Genomic DNA, 21,945 nt, shown 5'->3' with positions numbered 1-21,945 from the left:
AAGGAAAATGCGGAAAGTAGCGATTGCTGCTGGCCAACGGCGCCGTACGCTGGTCCCGATATGCGGAATTCTGGCCATCGTGCTTGCGGGTTCGCCCGCATACGCGCAGGAAGAGGAAGATTCCGATGTGCCGCTCGAGGTCGATGAGTCGATGATTGAAGAGATTGTCGTAACAGGAGTGCGACGCGAGATCCAGGATTCCATCCGGCTCAAGCGGAATTCCGTCACAATCGTTGACGGACTCAATGCGGAAGAGATCGGCGCACTGCCGGCCTTGTCCATCGGCGAAGCACTGGAGACAGTCACAGGCGCCGCCACTCATCGCGAGAACGGAGGCGCTACCGAGGTTGCGATCCGGGGCTTGGGGCCCTACCTGGGCAACACGGTCGTCAATTTCCGGGAGTCCACGAACGGAAGCGGCAACCGCGCGGTCAACTTCAGTATCTTCCCTTCTGAATTGTTCAATGCCGTTGCCATTCATAAAACGCAGTCTGCGAGCTATCTTGAAGGCGCCGTCAGCGGTCAGGTTCACTTAAGCACCCGGCGGCCTATCGAGTACGGCGACCAGCGCATGCAATTCAGCGTCAAGAGCTCGGCGCATCCCGACGACGGCAACATAATCGGCCAGGATGAGTATGGCCACCGCGCCACCGCCAGCTATATCAATTCATGGGAATTTGAAGGTCTGGGCAGGATCGGCATATCCATCGGAGGACAAGTGCGGGACGACTCCAACCCCGAGGCGGAGGCCACTCATACCACCGGCGGCGGGCGGTTTGAAGCCTGTGTGCTGGATTCATTCGATTCCAACGCGCAGCCGCTCGATACGTCCGGCCGGTGCGATGAAAACGCAGGCGACCCCGACTTGAGCAATGACCAGCTTCAGGACCTTATCGATTCCAATCCCAACTACAACAGCGTTTCGGATATTCCGTTTGCCTACATAGCTCGTGATCGTACGTTCCGCCGGAACACAACGGATGACGACCGTGAGGCCTTGTTCGGGGTGATCCAGTGGCAACCCAATGATCGTCTGGATTTCATGCTCGATTTCCAGCAGTCCGAGCGGGATCAGAAGGAACTGCGCCAGGACCTTCAGTTCGGAGCAACCCAGAATAACCTGCGGGACGTCGTTTCCAACCCGCGTACGGGGCTACTGCAAAGTTTCGTCGCAGATACCGACATCCGATCCAATACAACGGACTTCACACGTTTTGAAGAGTATGAAGGCGCCGGCCTGAACATTGCCTGGCAAGCCACGGATAGCCTGGAAATTTCGTTTGATGCGGCTTTCGCGGACACCAAGCGCACCGAGACGGACGTTGAGGTTCGCATGGCTGCCAACGAGGTATTGATCACGGATCCGGACCGCACTTCAGGCAGAGAAGAGTTCTGGGTCCATTTCGACGTGAATGCGCCCGGCACGGATGGACTTACGCTGCCAACCATTCTCAGCACGGACGGCAGCAGTTCGCGTGATCCTGCTTCCCTGCTGGACTTCGACATTACCAATCCTGCCTACTTTACCGCTCGCGATCGTGCGCGAATTCGCGCCAGGCAGCAGATTCGCGAGCACACGATTGACGCCTTCAGGCTGGACCTGTCCTGGGATACCGAGTCCCTGGGCTTCGTCAATAATGTCGAGGCAGGCGTACGCTCTTCCCGGCTGGAGTACCGCACCTTCGGCGGCGCTCGCAATGACGACGGATTGAGTCTGTTCGAGGACGAGGATTTTGACGGCGTCCCCGGCGGCACTTCCAACACGGCCGAAGCCCGCGCCGTGGTATTCAACGCTGCCAACAATTGCGGTGAGCCCAGTTTCCCGGAGCCTGGTTTCCTGTCGGAATCCAGAGGCGGTAATGATCTTGTTACGGTTGCCAGTGGTATTGGCACCGGCACCGGATGGGCAACATTCGATCATGGCTGCCTGCTTGATGAATTGCTTGCCAACTACGGTGGCAGATCCGCAATCGGCTTCCAGAATGGACTCTCGACCGGCAGTATCGACTTGACGGAAGATGCAACGGCTGTGTACGTGCAGGCCAATTATGAAACCGCAATGGCCGGTAAGCCCGTGCGCGGCAACTTTGGCGTGCGTGTCGTTGAAACGGACATTTCGTCGATCGGATACCGAACTCCGCTAACCGTCGTACAGGAAGGCGGCTTGTATTTTGTTGAGCCGGTAGCGGGCGCGGATTTCGAACAAGTGGTGCAGACCAATAGCTATACGCAAGTCTTGCCCAGTCTGACCTTCATCATGGATCTGAATGCCGATTGGGTATTCCGGGGCGGCGTGTTCAAGGGTACTTCGCGTCCGGATCCTCACTCCTACGGGAACAGTCGCGGCATCAACACCAATGACTCCGATGACCCGGATTCGGGTTACGCCACCCTGGAAGAAGCGGTGCAGGGTATTGGCGCGCCGGGCAACCCGAAGCTGGAACCTCTGCCATCCTGGAATCTGGACGTTAGTCTGGAATGGTATGCCAACGAAGACACGATGTTGGCGGCGGGTGTCTACTGGAAGCGGTTTCAGGGTGGTTTCGAGAATGTTTATCAGCAGGAAGACTTTGTGATTGATGGAAATACGGTCAGCGGTACCGTAAGGACCACTCAGGTGTCCGGCGACAAGAGCGACCTCACCGGTCTTGAAGTCACCGCTACCCATGCGTTCGACTATCTGCCAGGTTTTCTGAGCGGCTTTGGTGCGAAGTTCAGCTATAACTACGCGGATTCCGATTTCGAATTCGAGGATGGGCACGGCGGTGACGGTACGGCCTTCGACGCTGACGGCAATCCGACCCCGCTCCTGGGCCTTTTGCCGCCGGCCGGGCTGTGGGGGCTGTCACGTCATACCAGCGCAACGCAGCTTTACTGGCAAAATGATCGCTTCAGCGTGCAGGCGATTTTCAAGGCGCGTTCCCAGTACTTCCAGGGCTATGGTCGCGATACTACGGCTCGCGTTCGATATGTGGATGGCTACAAAACGCTGGACCTTCGCCTGAGGTACGACATGACCGACAATATCCAGCTTTCGCTGGAAGGCATTAACGTGCTTGGTGAGCCACGTGTCGATTTCCGCGCGTTGGAAGGCGAGGTGGTTCAAACCCTGGAGTATGGCCCACGTATATTCGCCGGTGTTACAGCGAGGTTTTGAATGTTGCCGCATCGCCGACAAAGATGAAGGAACAAAGGTTGTATGAGGCCGTTGCGCAACGGATTGCGCAGCGGATGCAAAAAGGCGTGTATCCGCCCGGCACCCGCTTGCCCGGGGAGCGCGAGCTGGCCGAACAATTCAATGTCAGCCGGATCACGGTCCGCCAGGCGCTGATTTCGCTGCAGGCTCTCGGAAAGCTCGAAGTGCGGCCCGGATCGGGAGCGCACGTACTGGACGCCGCCGTCTCCCAGGTGGACGTGCTGCCCAGCGTAAGCGCGCTCGAACTGACCGAAGCGCGTTCCCTGTTCGAGTCCGAAGTGGCGGCGCTTGCGGCGCCCGACATCAGCGACGAGACGCTGGCCGAGCTTGAGCAACTCATCGAGGACATGAGCAGCGACGACCACGAAGACGTCGATGCGGCGGAACTCGCGGACCGGGACTTTCACCTGACCATTGCCGCCGCCGCCGGGAATTCGGTGCTCTACTACATCGTCGAGAAGCTCTGGCGGATGCGCATGGAACTGGCGCCGGTCAAGAAGGTGTATGACTCCGTTTGCTCGGAAGATGCGGCGGTTCGCGGGGGAGAACACCGGGAGATTCTCGATGCGCTGCATAGCCGCAATCCCTCACAGGCGCGGATGGCGATGAGAAAGCACTTCACGCGGCTGCTGGAATCCATGCTGGACGTGACCGAGCAGAAGGCGCTCAGGGACGTTCGCAGGAAGGCCAGCGAGAGCCGCGAGCGTTTCCTCAAAAGCGCACGAATCTAGCTAAGCCAGGAGCCTTTTCATGTCGTACCGGAGATTTCTGGTAGCTTCCGCGCTCGCCTTTTTCGCGGCGGGAAGCGCATCCGCAGCCGAAACGCTCGTTACAAATCAGGAGGAATACCGTGATGCGGTCGAGCGCGCCGGGCCGGGTGACGTCATCGTGCTCGCCAACGGGGTCTGGCGCGATTTCGAGATTCTCCTTGTCGGCAACGGGGAGCCGGACCGGCCGATTACCCTGACGGCGGAAACAAAGGGGCAGGTCGTGATCAGCGGCCAGTCCAACCTGCGTCTCGCCGGCAACCACCTGGTCGTTTCCGGACTGGTGTTCAGGGACGGCTACACGCCGACCAGTACCGTGATTTCCTTTCGCCGGACGAAGGGCGAACCCGCCAATTACTCAAGGGTGACCGAGACCGTCATCGACCGGTTCAACAACCCGGAACGGCATGAGATCGATTTCTGGGTGCTGATGTTCGGGCGCCACAACCGCTTCGACCACAACCACGTCGAGGGCAAGGGCAATCTCGGGGTCACCATGGCCGTGCGGCTGGACGGCGAGGAAAACCAGCTAAACCACCACCGCATCGACCACAACTATTTCGGCCCGCGGCCGATACTGGGGTCCAACGGCGGCGAGACGCTGCGTATCGGCACCAGCCACTACTCGATGGCCGATTCGCTGACCGTCGTCGAGAACAACGTGTTCGATCGCTGCGACGGCGAGCTGGAGATCATCTCCAACAAGTCCGGCGGAAACACCTTCCGCGGAAACCTGTTCCTGGAATCGCGCGGCACGCTCACGATGCGGCACGGCAACAACGCCGTGGTGGAGGACAACGTGTTCCTCGGCAACGGTGTTCCGAACACCGGCGGCATACGGGTCATCAACAAGGGGCATGTGGTCCGCAACAACTACCTGCATGGGCTGACCGGTTACCGTTTCGGGGCCGCCTTCACGGTCATGAACGGAGTTCCGGATTCGCCGCTGAACCGTTATCACCAGGTCGAGGACGTGGTGATGGAGAGCAACTCGATCATTCAGTGCGACTACATCGAAATGGCCGGGGGCAGTGACGAAGAGCGCTCGGCGACGCCGATCGACAGCGTGTTCCGTTCCAACCTGGTATTCAACCGTGACGGCGAGAACGTCATCCGGGTGCATGACGACATCAGCGGGATCGCATTCGAGGACAATGCGGCGAACGCGGTCGACGATCTGCCGCTAAAGAGCGGTTTTTCGAACGCCCCCGTCGAGATGCGGCAGGCCGCCAATGGGCTCTGGTATCCGGTCGGAGACGACCTCGCTTCAATCGGCGTTCGCGCGGACCTGAAGGTGCTGGACAAGGACGAAACGGGCGTTGCCTGGTATCCGAAACCGGGTTCCTCCCCCGTGGCCCCGCCCACAATCCTCGTCACGCCCGGCGAGGATGCCCTGTTCAATGCCGCCGCCCGGGCCGAAGCGGGTTCCGTCCTGGAACTGGCCCCGGGCGATTACCGGGTCAGGAAGACGATCATGGTCGACCGGCCCTTGAGCATAAGGGCATCCCGGGGCCGTGGAACGGTGAGGCTGGAGTTCGAGCGCCCGGCGCTGTTCGAGATTGACGATGGCGGGCGCCTCGAGCTTTCGGGCCTGGAGATTTCCGGCGCAGCTTCTCCCGACATTTCGGGCAACTCGGTGGTTCGCACCAGCCGCTACTCGATGACGAGCAACTACGGCCTGTTGGTCGACGATTGCTCCGTAAGCGACCTGGACGTCAATTACCTTTTCAATTTCTTCCTGGTGGCCAAGAACACCTTTGCGAATGAGATTCGCATCACGCGCTCCGAATTCAGCGACATTACCGGCAGCGTGATTTCGCTGAGCAGGGAAATCGACGACCTGGGCCGCTATAACGGCGAGGTCATTTCGGTTGTCGAAAGCCGGTTCACCAACATCGGCGGCGCCGTGGTGGACATTTACCGCGGCGGTACGGACGAGAGCACCTTCGGCCCCCGGCTCGAAATCCGTTCCAGCGTGCTGGACTCGGTCGGTCACAATACGCGCAACAAGACGGCCGCGTCGATACGGCTGCTGGGCGTGCAGGTGGCCGACATTCACGACAACGAATTCATCGACAGCCTTCCGATACGCGTTACGCACACGGTCGGCGATCCGATCACGCGAATCGGGGGCAATCGGTTTGCCGGCACGCCGGAGCCGATCGTGGGCGAGATCGGCGCGCCGTAATGCGCCGGTCCCTTGTCGTTCCGGCCCTGGCGGCCCTGGCGATCGGCGGCTGGCCGCAGGATGGCCGGGCATCGCATCCTCGCCTGCTGCTGACCGCAGGTGACGTCGCGAGTGTCACCGCCGCGATGGGCGAGTCGCCGGGCTTCATGCGCTCGCTGGAGCGGACCCGGGCGCGCGTCGACCTTTATTTCGCATCCGAGCCCGACGTGCCCGCTCCCATCGACGCCGGCGGCGGCTATTCGCACGAACAGCACAAGCGAAACGGCGTCGCGATCCACGAAGCCGGAGTTGTCTATCAGCTCACCGGCGACGGGCGCTACGCCGATCATGCCAAATCGTTGTTGCTGGCGTATGCGGTCCTGTATCCGGGCCTGGGCGAGCATCCGATGAAGAAGGAGCAGACGCCGGGCCGGCTGTTCTGGCAGAGCCTCAATGAATCCGTCTGGCTGGTTCACGCAATCCAGGGCTACGATGCGATTGTCGACACCCTTTCCGACGACGAAAAGAGCGTAATAGAAGAACGTTTGCTGCGGCCCATGGCCGACTTCCTTTCGGTGGAATCGCCGCAGACGTTCGACCGGATTCACAACCACGGAACCTGGGCGGTGGCCGCTGTCGGGATGACCGGATACACGCTCGACGACCCGTCGTACGTGGAAATGTCGCTTTACGGCCTCAACGGCGACGGTGAAGCCGGGTTCATCCGGCAGCTCGACCTGCTGCTATCGCCGGACGGCTACTACGCCGAGGGCCCGTACTACCAGCGTTACGCATTGATGCCGCTGGTGGTATTTGCCCGCAGCATCGAGAACAACGATCCGGAACTGAAGATATTCGAGTATCGCGACGGCCTGTTGCTGAAGGCGATCTATGCCTGCATCGAGCTTTCCTACGGCGGCTTGTTCTTTCCGATCAACGACGCGATCCGGGAGAAGGGACTGGACACCGTCGAGTTGCGCCACGGCGTAGCCATCGCCTACGCGCTCACCGGCGACCCGAGGCTGCTGTCGGTGGCGCGGCGGCAGGAGTCCTACGTGCTGACCGGGGACGGCTTCGAGGCGGCGCTGGCGGCGGACCGCGGCGAGGCGGAGCCCTACGAGCACCGATCCGTGCTGCTCAGGGACGGCCCCGCCGGCGAACAGGGCGGTCTGGCGGTTCTTCGCAACGGCGCGGGACCGGGCCACCAGGCGCTGGTGTTCAAGGCCACGGCGCAGGGAATGGGACACGGCCATTTCGACAAGCTGAACTGGATCTTCTACGACAACGGCAACGAGATCGTGGCCGACTACGGCGCCGCGCGTTTCCTCAATATCGAGCCCAAGAACGGCGGGCGCTACTTGCCCGAGAACGAATCCTGGGCCAAGCAGACGGTTGCCCACAATACGCTGGTCGTGGACGGGGAGAGTCATTTCGGCGCCCGTTTGTCGGTCGGCGAGCGTTTCCATCCCGAGATGCTGTACTACGCAAGCGAGAAGGGCGTTCATGTCGCGGCGGCGTCCATGGACGGCGCCTATGAGGGCGTTTCCTTCAGTCGCACTCTGGTTCTGGCGGACGGCGTGCTAGCGGACGGCCCCGTCGTTGTGGACGTGCTTGAAGTGACAGGATCGGGGGCACGGCAATACGATTTGCCGGTTCACTTCAAGGGCCAGGTCATAGCCACCAGCCCGTCGCTTCGCGCAATGACCGACAAAATGATGCCGCTGGGCAGCGCCAATGGTTACCAGCATCTATGGCTGCGGGCGGAAACCGAGGTGGCTGCCGGCGAGCTGTTCTCGATGACCTGGCTTGCCGACGATCGCTTCTATACGTATTCGATCCAGGCCGAAGAACCGCTGCAGGTGCTCTTTGCGGAACTGGGCGCCAACGATCCCCAGATCAATCTCCGGCGCGAGCAGGCCGTGATCCTGCGAACACGAAGCTCGGGCGACAGCACCTTCGTTTCCACGCTGGAAGCGCATGGCGAGTACGACGCGGCGGAAGAGTCCACAATCGGCAGCGAAGGGTCTATCGCCGCGATCGAGCGAATCCGGGAAGGCAACCGCACGCTGGTGAAAATTGTCAACAGGCAGCGCGGTGAGCGCTACCTGGCTCTTTCTTACGACCCCGACGACGACCTTGAGCATGCAATCAGGGTCGCCGGCCGGGAGTTCATGTGGAGCGGCTTCTATGGTCTGTTCGATCAGAAGGGGCCGGTCGCCTCGAAACATTCAAATTAGTCATTGGGGGATACAGGTATGGAAGGCAAGGTAGCAATCGTCGCCGGCGGTTCCAGGGACATCGGCAGGGCCGTGTCGCTGGCCCTGGCCGAGGCCGGCGCCCGCGTGGTCGTCAACTATTTCAATAATGCCGCCGCGGGGCAGGAGACGGTCGAGAGCATTCGGCAGGCGGGCGGAACCGCGACCGCCGTCGCCGGCGATATGACCAGGCGCGGGGACGTCGAGAAGCTGGTGGCCGAGACCCGCCGCGCATTCGGCGACTCTATTGACGTCCTGGTCAACGTCGTGGGTGGCATGGTCGCGCGAAAGCCGTTGCCGGAGATGGATGAGGAGTTCCTGGAACATGTCTTGCGGCTGAACGTGACCAGCACCTTCCTGACGACGCAGTGCGTTCTTCCCCACATGGCGGAGGGTGGATCCATCGTCAATCTTGCCTCGCAGGCCGGACGGGACGGCGGCGGTCCGGGTGCGGCGGCCTACTCGACGTCCAAGGGCGCGGTGATGTCGCTTACCCGGGCGATGGCCAAGGAACTGGGGCCGAGCGGCATCCGGGTCAACTGCGTGTGCCCGGGAATGATCGACACCACCTTCCACGACACGTTCACCAAGGACGCCGTGCGCGCCAACGTCGCGGCGGGAACGCCGCTGCGGCGCGAGGGAGAATCCCGGGAAGTCGCGGACCTGGTCGCCTACCTTGCCTCGTCCCGGGCAAGCTTCATTACCGGCGCGAGTTTCGACATCAACGGAGGCACCTTCTTCTCCTGAGTCTATTGAATCGGGAGCGGCGTTACTGCTAGACTCGGCGCCGCTTCGAGCGGGAATAGCTCAGTGGTAGAGCACAACCTTGCCAAGGTTGGGGTCGCGGGTTCAAGTCCCGTTTCCCGCTCCATTTTTCCGGCAGGAATCAGCGCGGCGGGGCGCGGCCTGCCGAACAGCCAGGCCAGGTGGCAGAGTGGCTATGCAGCGGACTGCAAATCCGTGGACGCCGGTTCAATTCCGGCCCTGGCCTCCAGATGGCGTTCGGATTTAAGAAGGAACCGCAAATGAAGTTCATACGACAATCCCCGGTGCTTGCCCTGGCGCTATTTACGGCATACTTCGGCTCCACTGCACTCGCAGACAGCCATGCCGGCGACTCCACCGACGCGCGCCTGCGCGCCGTCATAACCGGCGAGCATCGATCGGCGGAGAAAAGGGCCAGGGACGCCTATCGCAACCCCTACGAAACACTGACTTTCTTTGGTCTAAGGGAAGACATGACGGTGCTGGAAATCAATGCGACAGGCGGTTGGTATACGGAGATCATTGCACCCGTCGTCGCCGGCACGGGCAAGTACTTTGCAACGATGTGGGACCCCGATACCAGCGAGTGGGCCCAGGGCGCCTTCTACGAGCTCGCGGAGCTGATCGACGCCGACAGGGAACTGTACGGCGACGCCGAGGTCGTGAGCATCAGCGGGGACAATTTCAGGCCCATCGAGCCGGGATCGGCCGACCTCGTGCTGACCTTCAGGAACATCCATAACTGGATGACCAGCGGCAGCATCCACGAGATGCTGGAAATGATGTACGTATCGGCGAAACCCGGCGGCCACCTGGGTATCGTCGAACACCGCGGGAATCCGTTGATCCGGCAGGACCCCGAGGCCGTATCCGGTTACGTCAACGAGGGCTATACCATCAGGCTTGCCGAGGAGGCCGGATGGCAACTGGTCGCGACCAGCGACATCAACAACAACCCGATGGACGACAAGGACTACGAAAAGCGTGTCTGGCGTCTGCCGCCCACGCTTCGTTACCTGGCGTTCGAAGGCTGGCCCGAAGTGGACGAGGCGCAGCGGATCAAGAGTCTGGCGATCGGCGAAAGCGACCGCTTCACGCTTCTCTTCGTGAAGCCGACCGGCTGATTTCCGCGATTTCTAGTAGTTGATCGAGGGATTGTCGCCGGGGAAGATCACCCCGGCCACCAGCATTCCGTCCTCGCTGGTGCATTCCAGCGAGTGGCGCTGCTTTGGCGGCAGAAAAATCACGTCGCCTGCCTCGACCGGTGTCTTCACGTTGTCCGTCCAGAGGCAGCCTTCGCCTGAAACCATGATCAGCGTTTCCTCGTAGAGGTGCCTATGGGCAACCGCCTTGGACCGCGGAATTTCGCCGATGAACTGGGCGCCGTTCTCGAATCCCTGGCGCTTGTCGATCAGGACCTGGAAGAAGCGGTCGGCCATCGGCGTGGCCTTGTCCCGGTCCATTGCGATGGTGCGGTCCGGGTAGTTTGTGTCGAAGCGGTCCGGCAGTTCCTGAAGCCACCGGGGGCCCTCGAACTGCGGGAAGGTGCTGGCGTACACGTTGAGGGGCCGGTCGGTCGGTGCGGTCAGCGCAAACGCCTCGCCGGGACGCACGAACGCACCGCTGCGGGGCGCAAGCGCGAATTCCTGGCGGCCGATGGTGAGCCCACCCGTATCGTCCTTGACGAAAAGGAGCACCTGGCAGCCCGGAAATTCCATGGCCTGCGAATAGCCGGGGCCCAGCCACAGGTGAAACTGCGACTGATGGCGCGCGCCGTCCTCCGCGCCGATCAGCTTGCGGACTTCAATGACCCCGGCGCCCTCATCGGCCAGTTGTTCCACCCGCGCGACCTGGCAGCCGCCATCAAGAACCACGCGGCCGGGTGCGGCCTGGGCGGCCTGGGGTATCGCGCGGTTCTCCGGGCTTAGGGGGTCTTCGGTCTCGTACTCTTCCAGCAGGTTGTTATGGCTGCCGTCGCAGAACGGGGCTTCCCCCGTGTGCTTGCAGCCGCAGAACAGCACCTCTTCGCCTTCCTTGAGCGCCTTGTAGGGAATCGGCGCCATGCCGGTCCCCTTGTGCGAGCCGTCGCAATAAGGCTGGTTCTTCGAACGCCCGCAGGCGCACCAGAAATACCGTTTGTCTTTTTTCAGCTCGGCGAAATACGGCTTGTATTTCGCGATTACGGGCTTTTGGGTTGAGTCGCTCATTGACCTTCCTGCCGCTATGTGTCTCCCCTGCGGGATCGATCAGTCATTTTAGCCCGCCCTTTGCACACACCGATTGCTTGCGGGTATTCTCCCGGCGTATGACGACCACCATCAAAGCCGCAGGATCGCTGCCCGGCCTCGCACTTCTGTTGGCCGCGGTGTTTCCGGGCGCGGCCGCGCAGGAATCTTCCGCTGCAGAGCGTCCGAACGTCATCCTGATCGTTTCGGACAACCAGTCCGCGCGCCTGTTGGGCGCCTACGGCAACAACGAAATCGCAACGCCCAATATCGACGCGCTGGCCCGTTCGGGCGTGCTGTTTCGCAACGCCTTCGCGGCCAGCGGCGTCTGTTCGCCTGCGCGCGCCGCCCTGTTGACCGGCCTCATGCCTTCGCAGACAGGCATACACGTGGCCTTGCCTCCCCAGCCGGAGCTGGAAGGCTGGTCGGCGATCGAGGAGTTCCGCAACCTGCCGCAGACGCTGGCGGACGCCGGCTACTTCACCGGACTGGTGGGCAAGTACCACCTGGGGCGGCACGAGCGCCCGCAACTGGGGTTCTCGTGGTGGGTGACTTTCCCGTCGGGCCATACGACTACCTTCTACGACCAGGAGGTGATCGACAACGGCCGGCATTACCGCGTGGAGAAGCACCTCACAGACTTCTGGACGGACAAGGCGATCGAGTTCATCGGGCAGCGGCAGGGCAGCGAGGAGCCTTTCTTCCTGTACCTGTCGTACAACGGTCCGTACATGCTGCCGCCGACCGTGCTGTTTCCGCCCCGCAACCGGCACGCGGAGCGTTACCGTCAGAACCCGCCGTCGATGCCGCACGAGCCCATCCATCCCTACCTGGAAGCCTGGGCGCGGGGCAGGAGCCCGACCGGCGAAATGGTCCGCGACGGCACCACCGCCTGGCGCGCGATCAACGCTATCAACAATCCCGTGGCGATGATCAATACGGCTGCCGAAACGACGATGGTGGACGACGGGGTAGGGCGGCTGATGGAAGCGTTGGAGGAACAGGGGCTGCGGGAGAACACGCTGGTCATTTACACCTCCGACCAGGGCTCGCGGTTCGGACACGGCGGCCTCTGGGGCAATACGTCCTGGAGCTTTCCGTTCACCGTGCACCAGGTCAACATGGAGGTGCCGCTGATGTTCTCGCAGCCCGGACGGGTGCCCGAGGGGGCGGTGCGCGAGGAATTCATCAACCAGGTGGACGTGTTCCCGACCCTGCTCGATTTCGTGGGCCTCGAGGAGCTCGAGATCCGCAACTCCGGGGGGCGCAGCTTTGCCCCGATGCTGCAAGACGCGGAAACGGAATGGGACAGCACGGCGTTTTTCGAGTTCGTTACGGTCCGCGTCGTGCGCTCCGGGCGCTGGAAATACATGAAGCGGTTCGACACCGGCGAGCCTCACACGCTGTTTGACCTGGCCGACGATCCCGGAGAAAAGCGCAATCTCATCGACGATCCGGCGCACGCGGAAGTGGTGGCGGAACTGGACGCACGGCTTACCCACTTCTTTGCGCGCCATTCGGCGCCGGAATACGACCTGTGGCGGGGCGGCTCGGCCAAGGCGATCCTGCTCGACACGCACTATGGACAAAACCACATATTCCGCGACCGCTTCCCCGGTTGGCGCGAGCCTTTCGTCGAGCGGCCGGGCTCGGTGTTCCGGGACCGCTGAAACAGGAAGAAGGACACGCGTATGAAATGGCCCGCAGACCGGATCGTCCAGAGTTCGGAGAAGAGCTTCGGCATGTACGAGGAAGCCCTGCCGCTCATGGCGCAGGGCGTCGACGTGATCCACCTGGAAGTGGGCATGCCCAGCTTCGACACGCCGGCGCATATCAAGGAAGCCTGCAAGGCGGCCCTGGATTCCGGGATGGTGCATTACGGCGATTTCCTGGGCAATGAGCCGTTTCGCCGGGCGCTGGCGGAGAAGCTGGCCGCCCGGAACGGCATCGAGGCGGCCCTCGACGAGATCCTGGTGACAAGCGGTCTGACGCACGGGGCCTACATCACCTGCATGGCGGCCCTGGATCCGGGTGACGAGGTCATGCTGCTTTCTCCGTATTACCCTCAGCACATCAACAAGATCGAACTGGCGGAAGGCGTGGTGGTGACGGCGCCCCTGGACCGTTCGCGGGATTTTGCGCTCGACGGGAAGGCGATCCGCGAACGACTGAGCCCGCGCACCCGCATGATCGTCCTGGTCAACCCGGCCAACCCCACGGGACGCGTCTATACCCGCGAAGAGCTGCAGGAACTGGCGGACATCGCGATCGAATACGACCTCCTGGTCATGTCGGACGACGTCTACGAACAGATCGTCTTCGACGGCGCCCGGCACATCAGCATCGCTTCGCTGCCCGGCATGTGGGAGCGGACCATTACGCACTTCGCCTTCACCAAGGCGTACGCAATGGACGGCTGGCGGATGGGCTACGCCGTGGCCCCGAAGCGGTTCATCGACGCCATGCTGAAGATCTCGAAGAACGACATCGCCCACGTCAACGTGTTCATCCAGGAGGGCGGACGCGCGGCCGTGTCCGGCTCCCAGGAGGCGGTCGAGGAAATGGTGCGCGAAGACTGCCGCCGCCGCGACCTCGTGGTGGAGCGCATGAACGCGATGCCGGGCGTGCGCTGTCCGGCGCCGGAGGGCAGCATCTACGCGTTTCCGGACATTTCAGGGACCGGCTGGGACGACGCCGAGCTGGCGCGGGCGCTGCTGAAGGAGACCAGCGTCTGCGTGGAGGAGGGATCGTTCTACGGACAGGCGGGGGCAGGGCATTTGCGCGTGTGTTTCGGCGCCGAGCCCTATGAGCGTCTGGAGGAAGCGATGGACCGCATGCACGCCTTCTTCGCCGCGCGCGGATAGAATCCATTTTTTGGCCTGCCGACCGGAGTGGAGGTCGGGAAGGGGAAACCAGCCATGAAAACCAGAACTGTTCAATTGTCCATTGCGCTTACAGGCCTGATGGCCCTGAACGCAGCGCTGGCGGAGGAAATCTGCGCTACGGATCAGGAACGCGAGCAGGTGCGCGCCTTTTATGAGGAATCTGCCGGCGTTTTGCCGTTTACCGCCGCCCGGCGCCTGGGATTGCCCGAGGCTAAAGTGGTTGCCGCATTGCCTGCCGAACAGGCCGTATCCGCGCCGGGAAGCGCGTTTGAGGAAGTGTGGGCGGCGTTGTCCGAAGTCTCGGAGGCCAGTTTCCTGATCACCAAGGGAGGCACCGTTTTTGAGGTATTGAGCGGTGTTTCGCCTGGCGCTCCATCCACACGAAGCCAGTATTTCAATATCGAGTACACGAAGCCGCTGCGCGGTCACCTGCGTCCTGACGAATTTGCGGCAATCTACGCCCTCGACCTTGAGATCGGCGAGGGCGAGGGCCGCGTGCAGGGCGTGCTGTTCTATGACGGCAAGGGCGAACCGGTATTCGGCGTGTTCATTTCCGGCGAGGCGCTCGCCACCACCGACGAGAACCGGGCGCGCTTTGTCGCGGCCAAGGCGCTGATCGCCGCCAAGCCCGGGGTTTGCGCAGCTCCGGAAACGGACTAGGACGGACAGGCGGCCGTGTCCGGCTCGCAGGAGGCGGGGCAGGGTAGTTGCGACTTGGGCGCTCGGCTTCTGCTTGGCGCATTCCTTCTTTGGGTGCTTACGGCCGGTGCGGCGTCTGCCGGAAACGTAGTTGAAACGCCGCAAGGCGCGTTTGAAGGGACCGTCGAGAACGGCGCGCTGGTTTTTCGCGGCATTCCCTACGGCAACGCGCCGACCGGAGATCGTCGCTGGCTGCCGCCGCAGGCGGAGCCGAAGCACGAAGGCGTGCGCCAGGCGCTCGATTTCGGTCCGTCCTGTCCCCAGGTCCGGCCCGTCAGGTCAATGGACGAAGACTGTCTTACGCTCAATGTCTGGACGCCCGCCGTTGACGGCGGCGCACGTCCGGTCATGGTCTGGATTCACGGCGGCGGCTTCGTTGCGGGCACCAGCGATGTGCCGGGTGGTTTGTTCGCAGCGCGGGGCGTTGTCTTCGTTTCGATCAACTACCGGCTGGGACCGCTCGGTTTCTTCGCGCATCCGGCGCTCGAGGGCCCGGTAGCCAACTTCGGCTTGCTGGACATGGTCATGGCGCTGGAATGGGTGCGGGACAACATTTCCGCCTTTGGAGGCGATCCGGGCAGGGTTACCGTCTTCGGCGTGTCCGCGGGTGGGATGGCGGTGAGCATGCTGCTGGCGAACGACGCGGCGCGGGGGCTGTTCCACGGCGCCATTGCGCAGAGCGGTTATGGAACCTGGGCCCTTCCGCGCACCGCCGACGCTCCCACGCCCGGCCCGCTGGGCATGGATCTGAATCCCGCGCAGAGCGCGGAGTCGCTGGCCCGGGAGCTGATCGACCGCGTTTCTCCCGACGCGGACACGTTCGACGAGTTGCGGGCCCTGGATGCGATGGCGCTGATGAGAGCCGTCGAGGGATTTCACCTGCCGCTGGTCGATGGTGTCACGCTGCGCGAAGAACCCGGCGTACTGTTCCTGGCCGGCCAACAGCACGATGTGCCCGTCATGACCGGCGGAACCAGCTACGAAGGCATCATCATGCCGGTTTCGGGGATATCGAAAGAAGCGTACGAACGCATCTGGGGCGCGGACTATCCGGCCGCGCGGGCTCTTTACCGGGAAGACTTCGACAAGTCTCCGGATATCGGCATAAAGCGCCTGTTCGGGGACAATCGCTACCTGCTTGCCGCCCGGACGCTCGCAATGGGAATGGCGCGCAGGAACTCCCCGGCATGGATCTACTACCTGGATGTCCCCGTCGCCGGGCCCCCGAGCGACTCGCCGGGCGCGCCGCACGGCTACGACCGCAGGCTGCTCTTTTCCGGGGCGGACCTGCCCGATGCCGGGCAGCAGGCGCTGGCGGGACGCCTGTTCGGCTACTGGCTCGACTTCGCGCGTAACGGCGATCCGAACGGGGGGAGCCGCCTGCAATGGCCGGAATACCGGCAGGAAGACGACCGCTGGCTCGTGTTCGGCATTGAGGACGAAGTGCGCGGGGGCGTCTCCCGGGAGCGCCTCGACTTCATCGAAGCGCGTTACCGGCAGCGAATACAGCCCGCCGCTGGAGCCGCCGACCCGGGAGGGAAGACGTCCCGTCTTCCCCGAGGGCGGGACGCCCTCGCCCCCGGGGGACGTCCTCGCTCCCAGGGGACGCCCTCCCACCCAGGTTAGCGGTTGACGGGCAGGCTCAGGGCGGAGCGGTCGATGACTCTGCCGCCTTTGATAACCTCCACGATGGCCTTGGCGTTGTTGATGTCCTCGGCGGGATTGGCGTCGAGCAGTACCATGTCCGCGTACTTGCCCGGTTCGATCGATCCGAACTTGTGCTGCATGCCTAGAAAGACCGCGCCGTTGAGCGTCGCGATGGGGATGATGTCGACAGCCGCGATACCGGCGTCCTGCAGCAGTTCCAGTTCGCGGTGTCCCGCCGGTCCCGAGGACTGGTCCGATCCGGCCACCAGGACTCCGCCCGCGGCGTGGACCATCCGCACGTTTTCCTTGGCGATTTCGGTCATCACCTTCATCCACCAGGTCCAGGGCCGCGCCTCGTATTCCGCGCGGGTTTCGGTCCTGAGCGTCTCGATTTCGTCCGGGTTGATCGTGTCCCGGTAGATCGGCTGGTCCAGGTACTCGGGCTGCTCGACCAGCCGTGCGTAGTTCTCGCCGATCGTGAGCGTGGTGACCATGGGAACGCCCTTGGCGGCCATCAGGCGAGCGAATTGCTCGGTAACCGGACCCTGGATGATCGGGTGCGCCAGCGTGTCCACGCCGGCGAAAATGGCCTGGCGGGCGCGCAGTTCGCTTGAGGTGTGCACGGTGGTGCGGATGCCGCGCTCGTTGTAGTACTCCACGATGGTCTGCATCAGCTCGACGGGCAGGCGCGGAATGGTGGGCCGCGAGCCCCAGCCGCGCTCCTCGTAGGTGAGCTTGAGCACGTCGGGTTCGCGCGCGATGTGCGCATCCAGCAGCGGCTTGGCCTCCGGCCAGTCATCCACCAGCGTGGCGCCTGCCGAGCTGCCGTGGCTGCCCGGATAGGTCACGATCCCGCCGGTGGCGAAAATGCGCGGGCTTTCGATCTCTCCGGCGCGCTCCTTTTCCCTTAGCGCCAGGATGAAGTCGGGGTCGTTGCCCGCATCGTAGAGCATTGTGAATCCGCTGTACAGATAGCCATGCAGCGCCTGAATTCCTTCCTCGAAGTTGGGGGAGGGCGGTTCCTGAAGCCCTTCGGGCGGGGTGCGCACTCCGCCGCGCAGGTGGATGTGCATGTCCACCAGGCCCGGCATCAGGTAGCGGCCGTCGCCATTCAGCACGACGGCGCCGGCCGGCGTTTCGAGCGGCGCATTGTCCACGGCGCTGATGCGCCCGTCCTCCACTGCTACCCACATTCCGGCAACGGCGGGACCACCCGTACCGTCCAGCAGCGAAACGTTCTCGACCAGCAGGTTCTGCGCGCCGGCGGTGGATGCCGCCGTGAACGCAAGGAGCAGCGTGGCGAACATAGGGGAGCGAATCGGAGTCATGTCTAGTCCTCCAGGTGTTTGAATACGATGCCGTCGCGCATCACCAGGCGCACGTCCAGCACCGCGCTGATGTCGTCGAGCGGGTTGCCCGCAAGCGCCACCAGGTCGGCGGCCTTACCGGGTTCGAGGGAGCCCGTCAGATCGGAGATTCCGGTGGCTTCGGCGGCGTGGACCGTGCCCGACATCAGGGCCTGCATCGGCGTCATCCCGGCGTTGACGTATTCGATGAACTCGTTGGCGTTCTCGCCGTGCGGAGAGACGGCCGAATCGGTGCCCAGCGCGATCTTCACGCCCATGCTGTGGGCCAGGGCCACCATGTCCTTGGGCTGACGCCCAAGTTCAAGTAGCTTGGCCATGATCGGCGGTGGCAGGTTGCCGAAGGGACCGGCCCTCATCTTTTCGGGCGTGTCGCCTACCGCCGTGATGGGATAAACCGTGGGCACCATCCACGCGTCCATTTCAAGGAACAGTTCCATCGTCCCCTCGTCGGCCCACATGGCGTGCTCGATGGAATCGAAACCGGCCCTCAAGGCGGCTTCAATGCCTTCCTTGGCGTGCGCATGCGCGGTGACCTTGCGGCCGAGCGCATGCGCCGTCTCGGCAATGGCATCGAGTTCCTCCTGCGTGAACTGCTGGCCGGTACCGGTCGCGGTCTCGCTCAATACGCCGCCGGTCGCGGTGACCTTTATGACGTCCGCGCCGCGCTTGACCATCTGGCGCACGGCCCTGCGGCAATCGTCGGGCCCATCGCAGGTTCCCAGCGCCGGCAAGGCACGCAATATTTCGATGCGAAATCCGTGGATATCGCCGTGGCCGCCGCTTGGTGTTATGGCCTGGCCGGACGCCAGGATGCGCGGACCGGGTACAAGACCGTCGCGAACCCCGTCCCGCAACGCGAAGATCGCATGCCCGCGGGCGCCGAGGTCGCGCACGGTGGTGAAACCAGCTTCCAGGGTCCAGCGCGCGAACTGCGAGCCCTGCAGAGCGAAGTACGAGTCGGACCGCTCGACAAACTGGTTTTTGCGTTCGTCGCCCGACTGCGAAAGCAGGTGCACGTGCAGGTCGATGAAGCCGGGCATCACGAACCGGTCGCGCAGGTCGAGAACCCTGGTCGGCGACTCGTCATCGCCGGACACCCGCTCGATCCAGCCGTCTTCGATGGCGACCACCCGGCCATCGCGCACGACCACCGTCTGCCTGGCGTCGGGCTGTTCGCCGGGCACGGCCAGCAGCGTTCCCGCGTGGATCAGCGTGTAGCCGGGGAAAGGCCGGTAGTCTGCGGCACGGTTGTAGTCCGCTGCGGATAGAGGCCCGGCAAGTGATAGAACGAACGCAGCAAGAAGGAGGCGTGGGGTGCTGGTCATGATGGCCCTCCTCAAGAGTATTCGGGCAGTGTATCAGCCTTCCCATGGTTCCCCCGCAAAGCGGGGAAAGTCATCGAAACTCCATTGATTTTCAGTAATTTCGGCCTTCCTGGCTGCGTGCTAGAATCGAAAGACCGCTTTTGGAGGACTTCGGCATGAGGCTTCGTTTTACTTTTCTGGGAGCCGCGGCGCTGGTGTTGGCCGCCGCTCCTGCGTTCGCACAGAACAACCTGAGCGCCGTTGAAGAGATAGTGGTTACGGCACGAAAGCTGGGTGCGGAGCGCCTGCAGGACGTGCCGGTCACGGTGACTGCGATAACCGAGGACACGCTGCGGGACATGCAGGTGCTCGATTTCGAGGACTTCGCCTACCAGGTGCCGGGACTGAGCTTCATCGACGCCGGACCGGGACAACGCCGCTACGTCATTCGCGGAATTCAGTCGGCGGGACAGCAGCAGGTGGCCGTCTATTACGACGAGGTTCCGCTTCCGGGAATTCAGAGTTCGAGTTCCAACAGTGGTTCACAGACGACGGACCTCAAGCTCTTCGACATGCAGCGCATCGAGGCCTTGCGTGGGCCGCAGGGAACGACTTTCGGCGCCAATTCACAGAGCGGCACGATGCGGTTCATCACGGCCAAGCCCGATCTGGAGGCGTTCAGCGCCACGCTGGGCGGACAGCTGGGGCAGACGGCGCACTCCAACGACTACAACTGGAGCGGCCACGGCGTGGTCAACCTCCCGCTCTCGGACACCCTGGGAATGCGCCTGTTGGCCTACAACGTGGAGGATGCCGGGTGGCTGGAGAACAACCGCTGCCGTCCCGTGGATCCGGCCGAGGATCCGCGCGATTCCGGCGTGGAACTGGCCTGCCTGAATCTGAAGGACTTCAACTACATCGATACGCGCGGTCTGCGGGCGAATGTCCTATGGCAGCCGAGCGAGACGTTTTCGCTCAACGCTCAATACTGGTGGCAGGACCGCTATCTGGCGGGCGACAACCGCTATCACCCCTACGACACCTACGATGAACGGGGCGTAAGCGACAACGGTGATATGGACCGGGTGGCCGGATTCACGCATTTCCATACCGGCGAGTTTTTGGTCGGCGACTATGCCCAGACATATAAGCCGGATGAGCAGAACATCTTCAGTCTCACGGGCGATCTGGATCTCGGGTTCGCAACGCTGACGGCAACGGCCTCGCGTTACGAGCGGGACTTCGAGTTCAAGTTCGACTCCACCTGGATCATTACGTTTCTGTATGACGGCGCCAGTTCTCCCGAGTTCAATTTCTTCACGGAGCGCGCCGACCTGATCTACGCGCTGACGGACCAGCGCCAGAGCCTGGATCAGAACCACTTCGAATTACGCCTGACTTCCGCGGGCGACAGCGCCCTGCAATGGGTGGGGGGCGTGTTCTGGCGCGAACGGAACAGTGACTTCCAGAGCTTCGTGCCGGTGATCAATTCGGACGGGCTCACCTTCGATCCCGGCACTCCCTTCACCATTCCGCCCACCAGCGAGCCGGGAGCGGGCATTCCGGGCTGTCATCCCTGCGTGTTCGCGCGCTTCGCCGACAAGGACATCACCGAGCAGGCGGTGTTCGCCGATGCCAGCTACCAGTTGAACGATCAGTGGGAACTGGGCGTGGGCATACGGTGGTTCAAGGTTGAAGTGTTCGAGATCGGCGACACGGTGTTCAATTTCGCGGCCTTTGCGCCGAACCCGCCGGATGGCCGTACGGATGAACTGGAGATCGACGACGATGAAATCACCACCAAGGTGGTGTTGCGCTGGCAGCCGAACGAGGAGCTGACCATTTACGGAACCCGCGCCGAAGGCTATCGGCTTGGCGGCACCAACAACCCGGGCATCATCAACAACCCGGCGTCGGCCCAGGCCGGCGTTCCGCCGCTGTTCGAGGCAGACAAGGTGACGAGCTACGAGATCGGCGTGAAGTCGCAGTGGCTGGGGGGCGCCGTCCAGTGGAACAACGCGGCATTCTGGATGACCTGGGAGAACCTTCAGGTTGCGGCGCAGGATCCCACCGGCGCATTCAACTTCATCGGTAACGCAGGCGAGGCAGAGGTGACCGGAGTGGAGACCGAGCTGCTCGGCCGCTTCGGCAACCTGGACCTGACTGCGGCATTAACCTATCTGGGCAAGCGCGAACTGACCGAGGACCAGGTATCCGAGTCCGTCCGTGCGCCGGGCCTGGCAGGCGACACGATTCCCAGGATTCCGGAACTCACGGCCAGCTTTGCGGCGCAGTACAACTTCCAGCCGCCGATCACCGGCTGGGACGCCTTCTTCCGCATCGAAGGCAGCCACAAGGGCGATTCCTGGACGCAGCTACGCCCGACTGCCGGCACCAATCGCTATCAGGATTCCTTCAATCTGTTCAATGCGCGGCTGGGCTTCGGTAACGACGAGCGGGCGCTGACCCTGCAGCTGTATATCGAGAACCTGACGGACGAGCAGCCGGATCTCTTCATCAACGCCGCGAACGGCCAACCGACCAGCAAAATCACCAGTCGGCCCCGCACCGTGGGACTGTCCGTGACACAGGTGTTCGGCGGCTAGGCGTAACGTTGACTTGACCCTCTTTTTGTGAGGAGGGGAAACTCATACCACTCCCCCTCCCG

At 62.8% G+C, this 21,945-nt stretch carries 13 protein-coding genes, 2 tRNA genes and 1 pseudogene; 13 read left to right on the top strand and 3 right to left on the bottom strand.

Going from position 1 to position 21,945, the window contains the following annotated elements; all coding sequences use genetic code 11:
- Positions 1-7 precede the first annotated feature (7 nt).
- The 8 genes from F4036_02280 to F4036_02245 all read left to right on the top strand — a co-directional run bounded on the left by F4036_02280 (position 8) and on the right by F4036_02245 (position 10,274).
- The gene (locus F4036_02280) at positions 8-3,157 is read left to right on the top strand and encodes a TonB-dependent receptor (GenBank protein MYK36567.1); all 3,150 of its coding nucleotides are present in this window, start codon (positions 8-10) and stop codon (positions 3,155-3,157) included.
- Positions 3,158-3,180: 23 nt separating this feature from the next.
- Positions 3,181-3,927, top strand: coding sequence for a FadR family transcriptional regulator (locus F4036_02275; protein MYK36566.1), 747 nt, complete (start codon positions 3,181-3,183; stop codon positions 3,925-3,927).
- 19 nt (positions 3,928-3,946) lie between these two features.
- Positions 3,947-6,151 carry an alginate lyase gene (locus F4036_02270; GenBank protein ID MYK36565.1) on the top strand — a complete coding sequence of 735 codons (2,205 nt, stop codon included), beginning with the start codon at positions 3,947-3,949 and terminating at the stop codon, positions 6,149-6,151.
- Entirely contained in the window at positions 6,151-8,367 is a 2,217-nt protein-coding gene (locus F4036_02265) for an alginate lyase family protein (GenBank protein ID MYK36564.1), read from the top strand. Before F4036_02270 ends, F4036_02265 begins: the two co-directional genes overlap by 1 nt.
- Before the next feature lie 18 nt (positions 8,368-8,385).
- A complete protein-coding gene (locus F4036_02260) occupies positions 8,386-9,132 on the top strand; it encodes a glucose 1-dehydrogenase (protein ID MYK36563.1) in 747 nt (248 codons plus the stop codon).
- A gap of 49 nt (positions 9,133-9,181) precedes the next feature.
- Positions 9,182-9,256 (top strand) — tRNA-Gly (locus F4036_02255).
- A 49-nt stretch (positions 9,257-9,305) separates the two neighbouring features.
- A tRNA-Cys gene (locus F4036_02250) sits at positions 9,306-9,379 on the top strand.
- A gap of 31 nt (positions 9,380-9,410) precedes the next feature.
- A complete protein-coding gene (locus F4036_02245) occupies positions 9,411-10,274 on the top strand; it encodes a class I SAM-dependent methyltransferase (protein ID MYK36562.1) in 864 nt (287 codons plus the stop codon).
- An 831-nt stretch (positions 10,275-11,105) separates the two neighbouring features.
- On the opposite strand, the pseudogene F4036_02240 reads toward F4036_02245, so the two are convergent.
- Positions 11,106-11,357 (bottom strand): annotated as a pseudogene (locus F4036_02240) (cupin).
- A 98-nt stretch (positions 11,358-11,455) separates the two neighbouring features.
- Between F4036_02240 and F4036_02235 the strand changes: the two are divergent.
- The 4 genes from F4036_02235 to F4036_02220 are packed head-to-tail and all read left to right on the top strand — an operon-like array spanning position 11,456 to position 16,585.
- Positions 11,456-13,045: a sulfatase-like hydrolase/transferase gene (locus F4036_02235; protein ID MYK36561.1), complete on the top strand. Its 1,590-nt coding sequence runs from the start codon at positions 11,456-11,458 to the stop codon at positions 13,043-13,045.
- 21 nt (positions 13,046-13,066) lie between these two features.
- Complete coding sequence (locus tag F4036_02230) at positions 13,067-14,239, top strand: pyridoxal phosphate-dependent aminotransferase (protein MYK36560.1); 1,173 nt, start codon at positions 13,067-13,069, stop codon at positions 14,237-14,239.
- A 54-nt stretch (positions 14,240-14,293) separates the two neighbouring features.
- Positions 14,294-14,920 (top strand): hypothetical protein, encoded by a 627-nt coding sequence (locus F4036_02225; GenBank protein MYK36559.1) that lies wholly within the window; start codon positions 14,294-14,296, stop codon positions 14,918-14,920.
- Positions 14,921-14,935: 15 nt separating this feature from the next.
- Positions 14,936-16,585, top strand: a complete 1,650-nt coding sequence (locus F4036_02220) for a carboxylesterase family protein (protein ID MYK36558.1) — start codon at positions 14,936-14,938, stop codon at positions 16,583-16,585.
- On the opposite strand, the gene F4036_02215 is transcribed toward F4036_02220, so the two are convergent.
- Together F4036_02215 and F4036_02210 are read right to left on the bottom strand one after the other, a co-directional pair.
- On the bottom strand, positions 16,582-17,934 hold the full coding sequence (locus F4036_02215) for an amidohydrolase family protein (protein ID MYK36557.1): 1,353 nt from the start codon (positions 17,932-17,934) through the stop codon (positions 16,582-16,584). The genes F4036_02220 and F4036_02215 overlap by 4 nt on opposite strands.
- Positions 17,935-17,936: 2 nt before the next feature.
- Positions 17,937-19,298 (bottom strand): amidohydrolase family protein, encoded by a 1,362-nt coding sequence (locus tag F4036_02210; GenBank protein ID MYK36556.1) that lies wholly within the window; start codon positions 19,296-19,298, stop codon positions 17,937-17,939.
- Positions 19,299-19,453: 155 nt separating this feature from the next.
- On the opposite strand from F4036_02210, the gene F4036_02205 reads away from it, so the two are divergent.
- Positions 19,454-21,883, top strand: a complete 2,430-nt coding sequence (locus F4036_02205; GenBank protein MYK36555.1) for a TonB-dependent receptor plug domain-containing protein — start codon at positions 19,454-19,456, stop codon at positions 21,881-21,883.
- Positions 21,884-21,945 lie beyond the last annotated feature (62 nt).

This window comes from Gammaproteobacteria bacterium, assembly GCA_009845905.1.
In the GTDB taxonomy this organism is placed as follows: Bacteria; Pseudomonadota; Gammaproteobacteria; order Steroidobacterales; family Foliamicaceae; genus Foliamicus.
This window is presented reverse-complemented; position numbering and strand designations above follow the sequence as displayed.

What these genes read in the sequence shown, in the direction of transcription:
- F4036_02280 (MYK36567.1), top strand. Translation starts at nt 8, where the DNA reads ATGCGGAAAGTAGCGATTGCTGCTGGCCAACGGCGCCGTACGCTGGTC.
- F4036_02275 (MYK36566.1), top strand. Translation starts at nt 3,181, where the DNA reads ATGAAGGAACAAAGGTTGTATGAGGCCGTTGCGCAACGGATTGCGCAG.
- F4036_02270 (MYK36565.1), top strand. Translation starts at nt 3,947, where the DNA reads ATGTCGTACCGGAGATTTCTGGTAGCTTCCGCGCTCGCCTTTTTCGCG.
- F4036_02265 (MYK36564.1), top strand. Translation starts at nt 6,151, where the DNA reads ATGCGCCGGTCCCTTGTCGTTCCGGCCCTGGCGGCCCTGGCGATCGGC.
- F4036_02260 (MYK36563.1), top strand. Translation starts at nt 8,386, where the DNA reads ATGGAAGGCAAGGTAGCAATCGTCGCCGGCGGTTCCAGGGACATCGGC.
- F4036_02245 (MYK36562.1), top strand. Translation starts at nt 9,411, where the DNA reads ATGAAGTTCATACGACAATCCCCGGTGCTTGCCCTGGCGCTATTTACG.
- F4036_02235 (MYK36561.1), top strand. Translation starts at nt 11,456, where the DNA reads ATGACGACCACCATCAAAGCCGCAGGATCGCTGCCCGGCCTCGCACTT.
- F4036_02230 (MYK36560.1), top strand. Translation starts at nt 13,067, where the DNA reads ATGAAATGGCCCGCAGACCGGATCGTCCAGAGTTCGGAGAAGAGCTTC.
- F4036_02225 (MYK36559.1), top strand. Translation starts at nt 14,294, where the DNA reads ATGAAAACCAGAACTGTTCAATTGTCCATTGCGCTTACAGGCCTGATG.
- F4036_02215 (MYK36557.1), bottom strand. Translation starts at nt 17,934, where the DNA reads ATGACTCCGATTCGCTCCCCTATGTTCGCCACGCTGCTCCTTGCGTTC.
- F4036_02210 (MYK36556.1), bottom strand. Translation starts at nt 19,298, where the DNA reads ATGACCAGCACCCCACGCCTCCTTCTTGCTGCGTTCGTTCTATCACTT.
- F4036_02205 (MYK36555.1), top strand. Translation starts at nt 19,454, where the DNA reads ATGAGGCTTCGTTTTACTTTTCTGGGAGCCGCGGCGCTGGTGTTGGCC.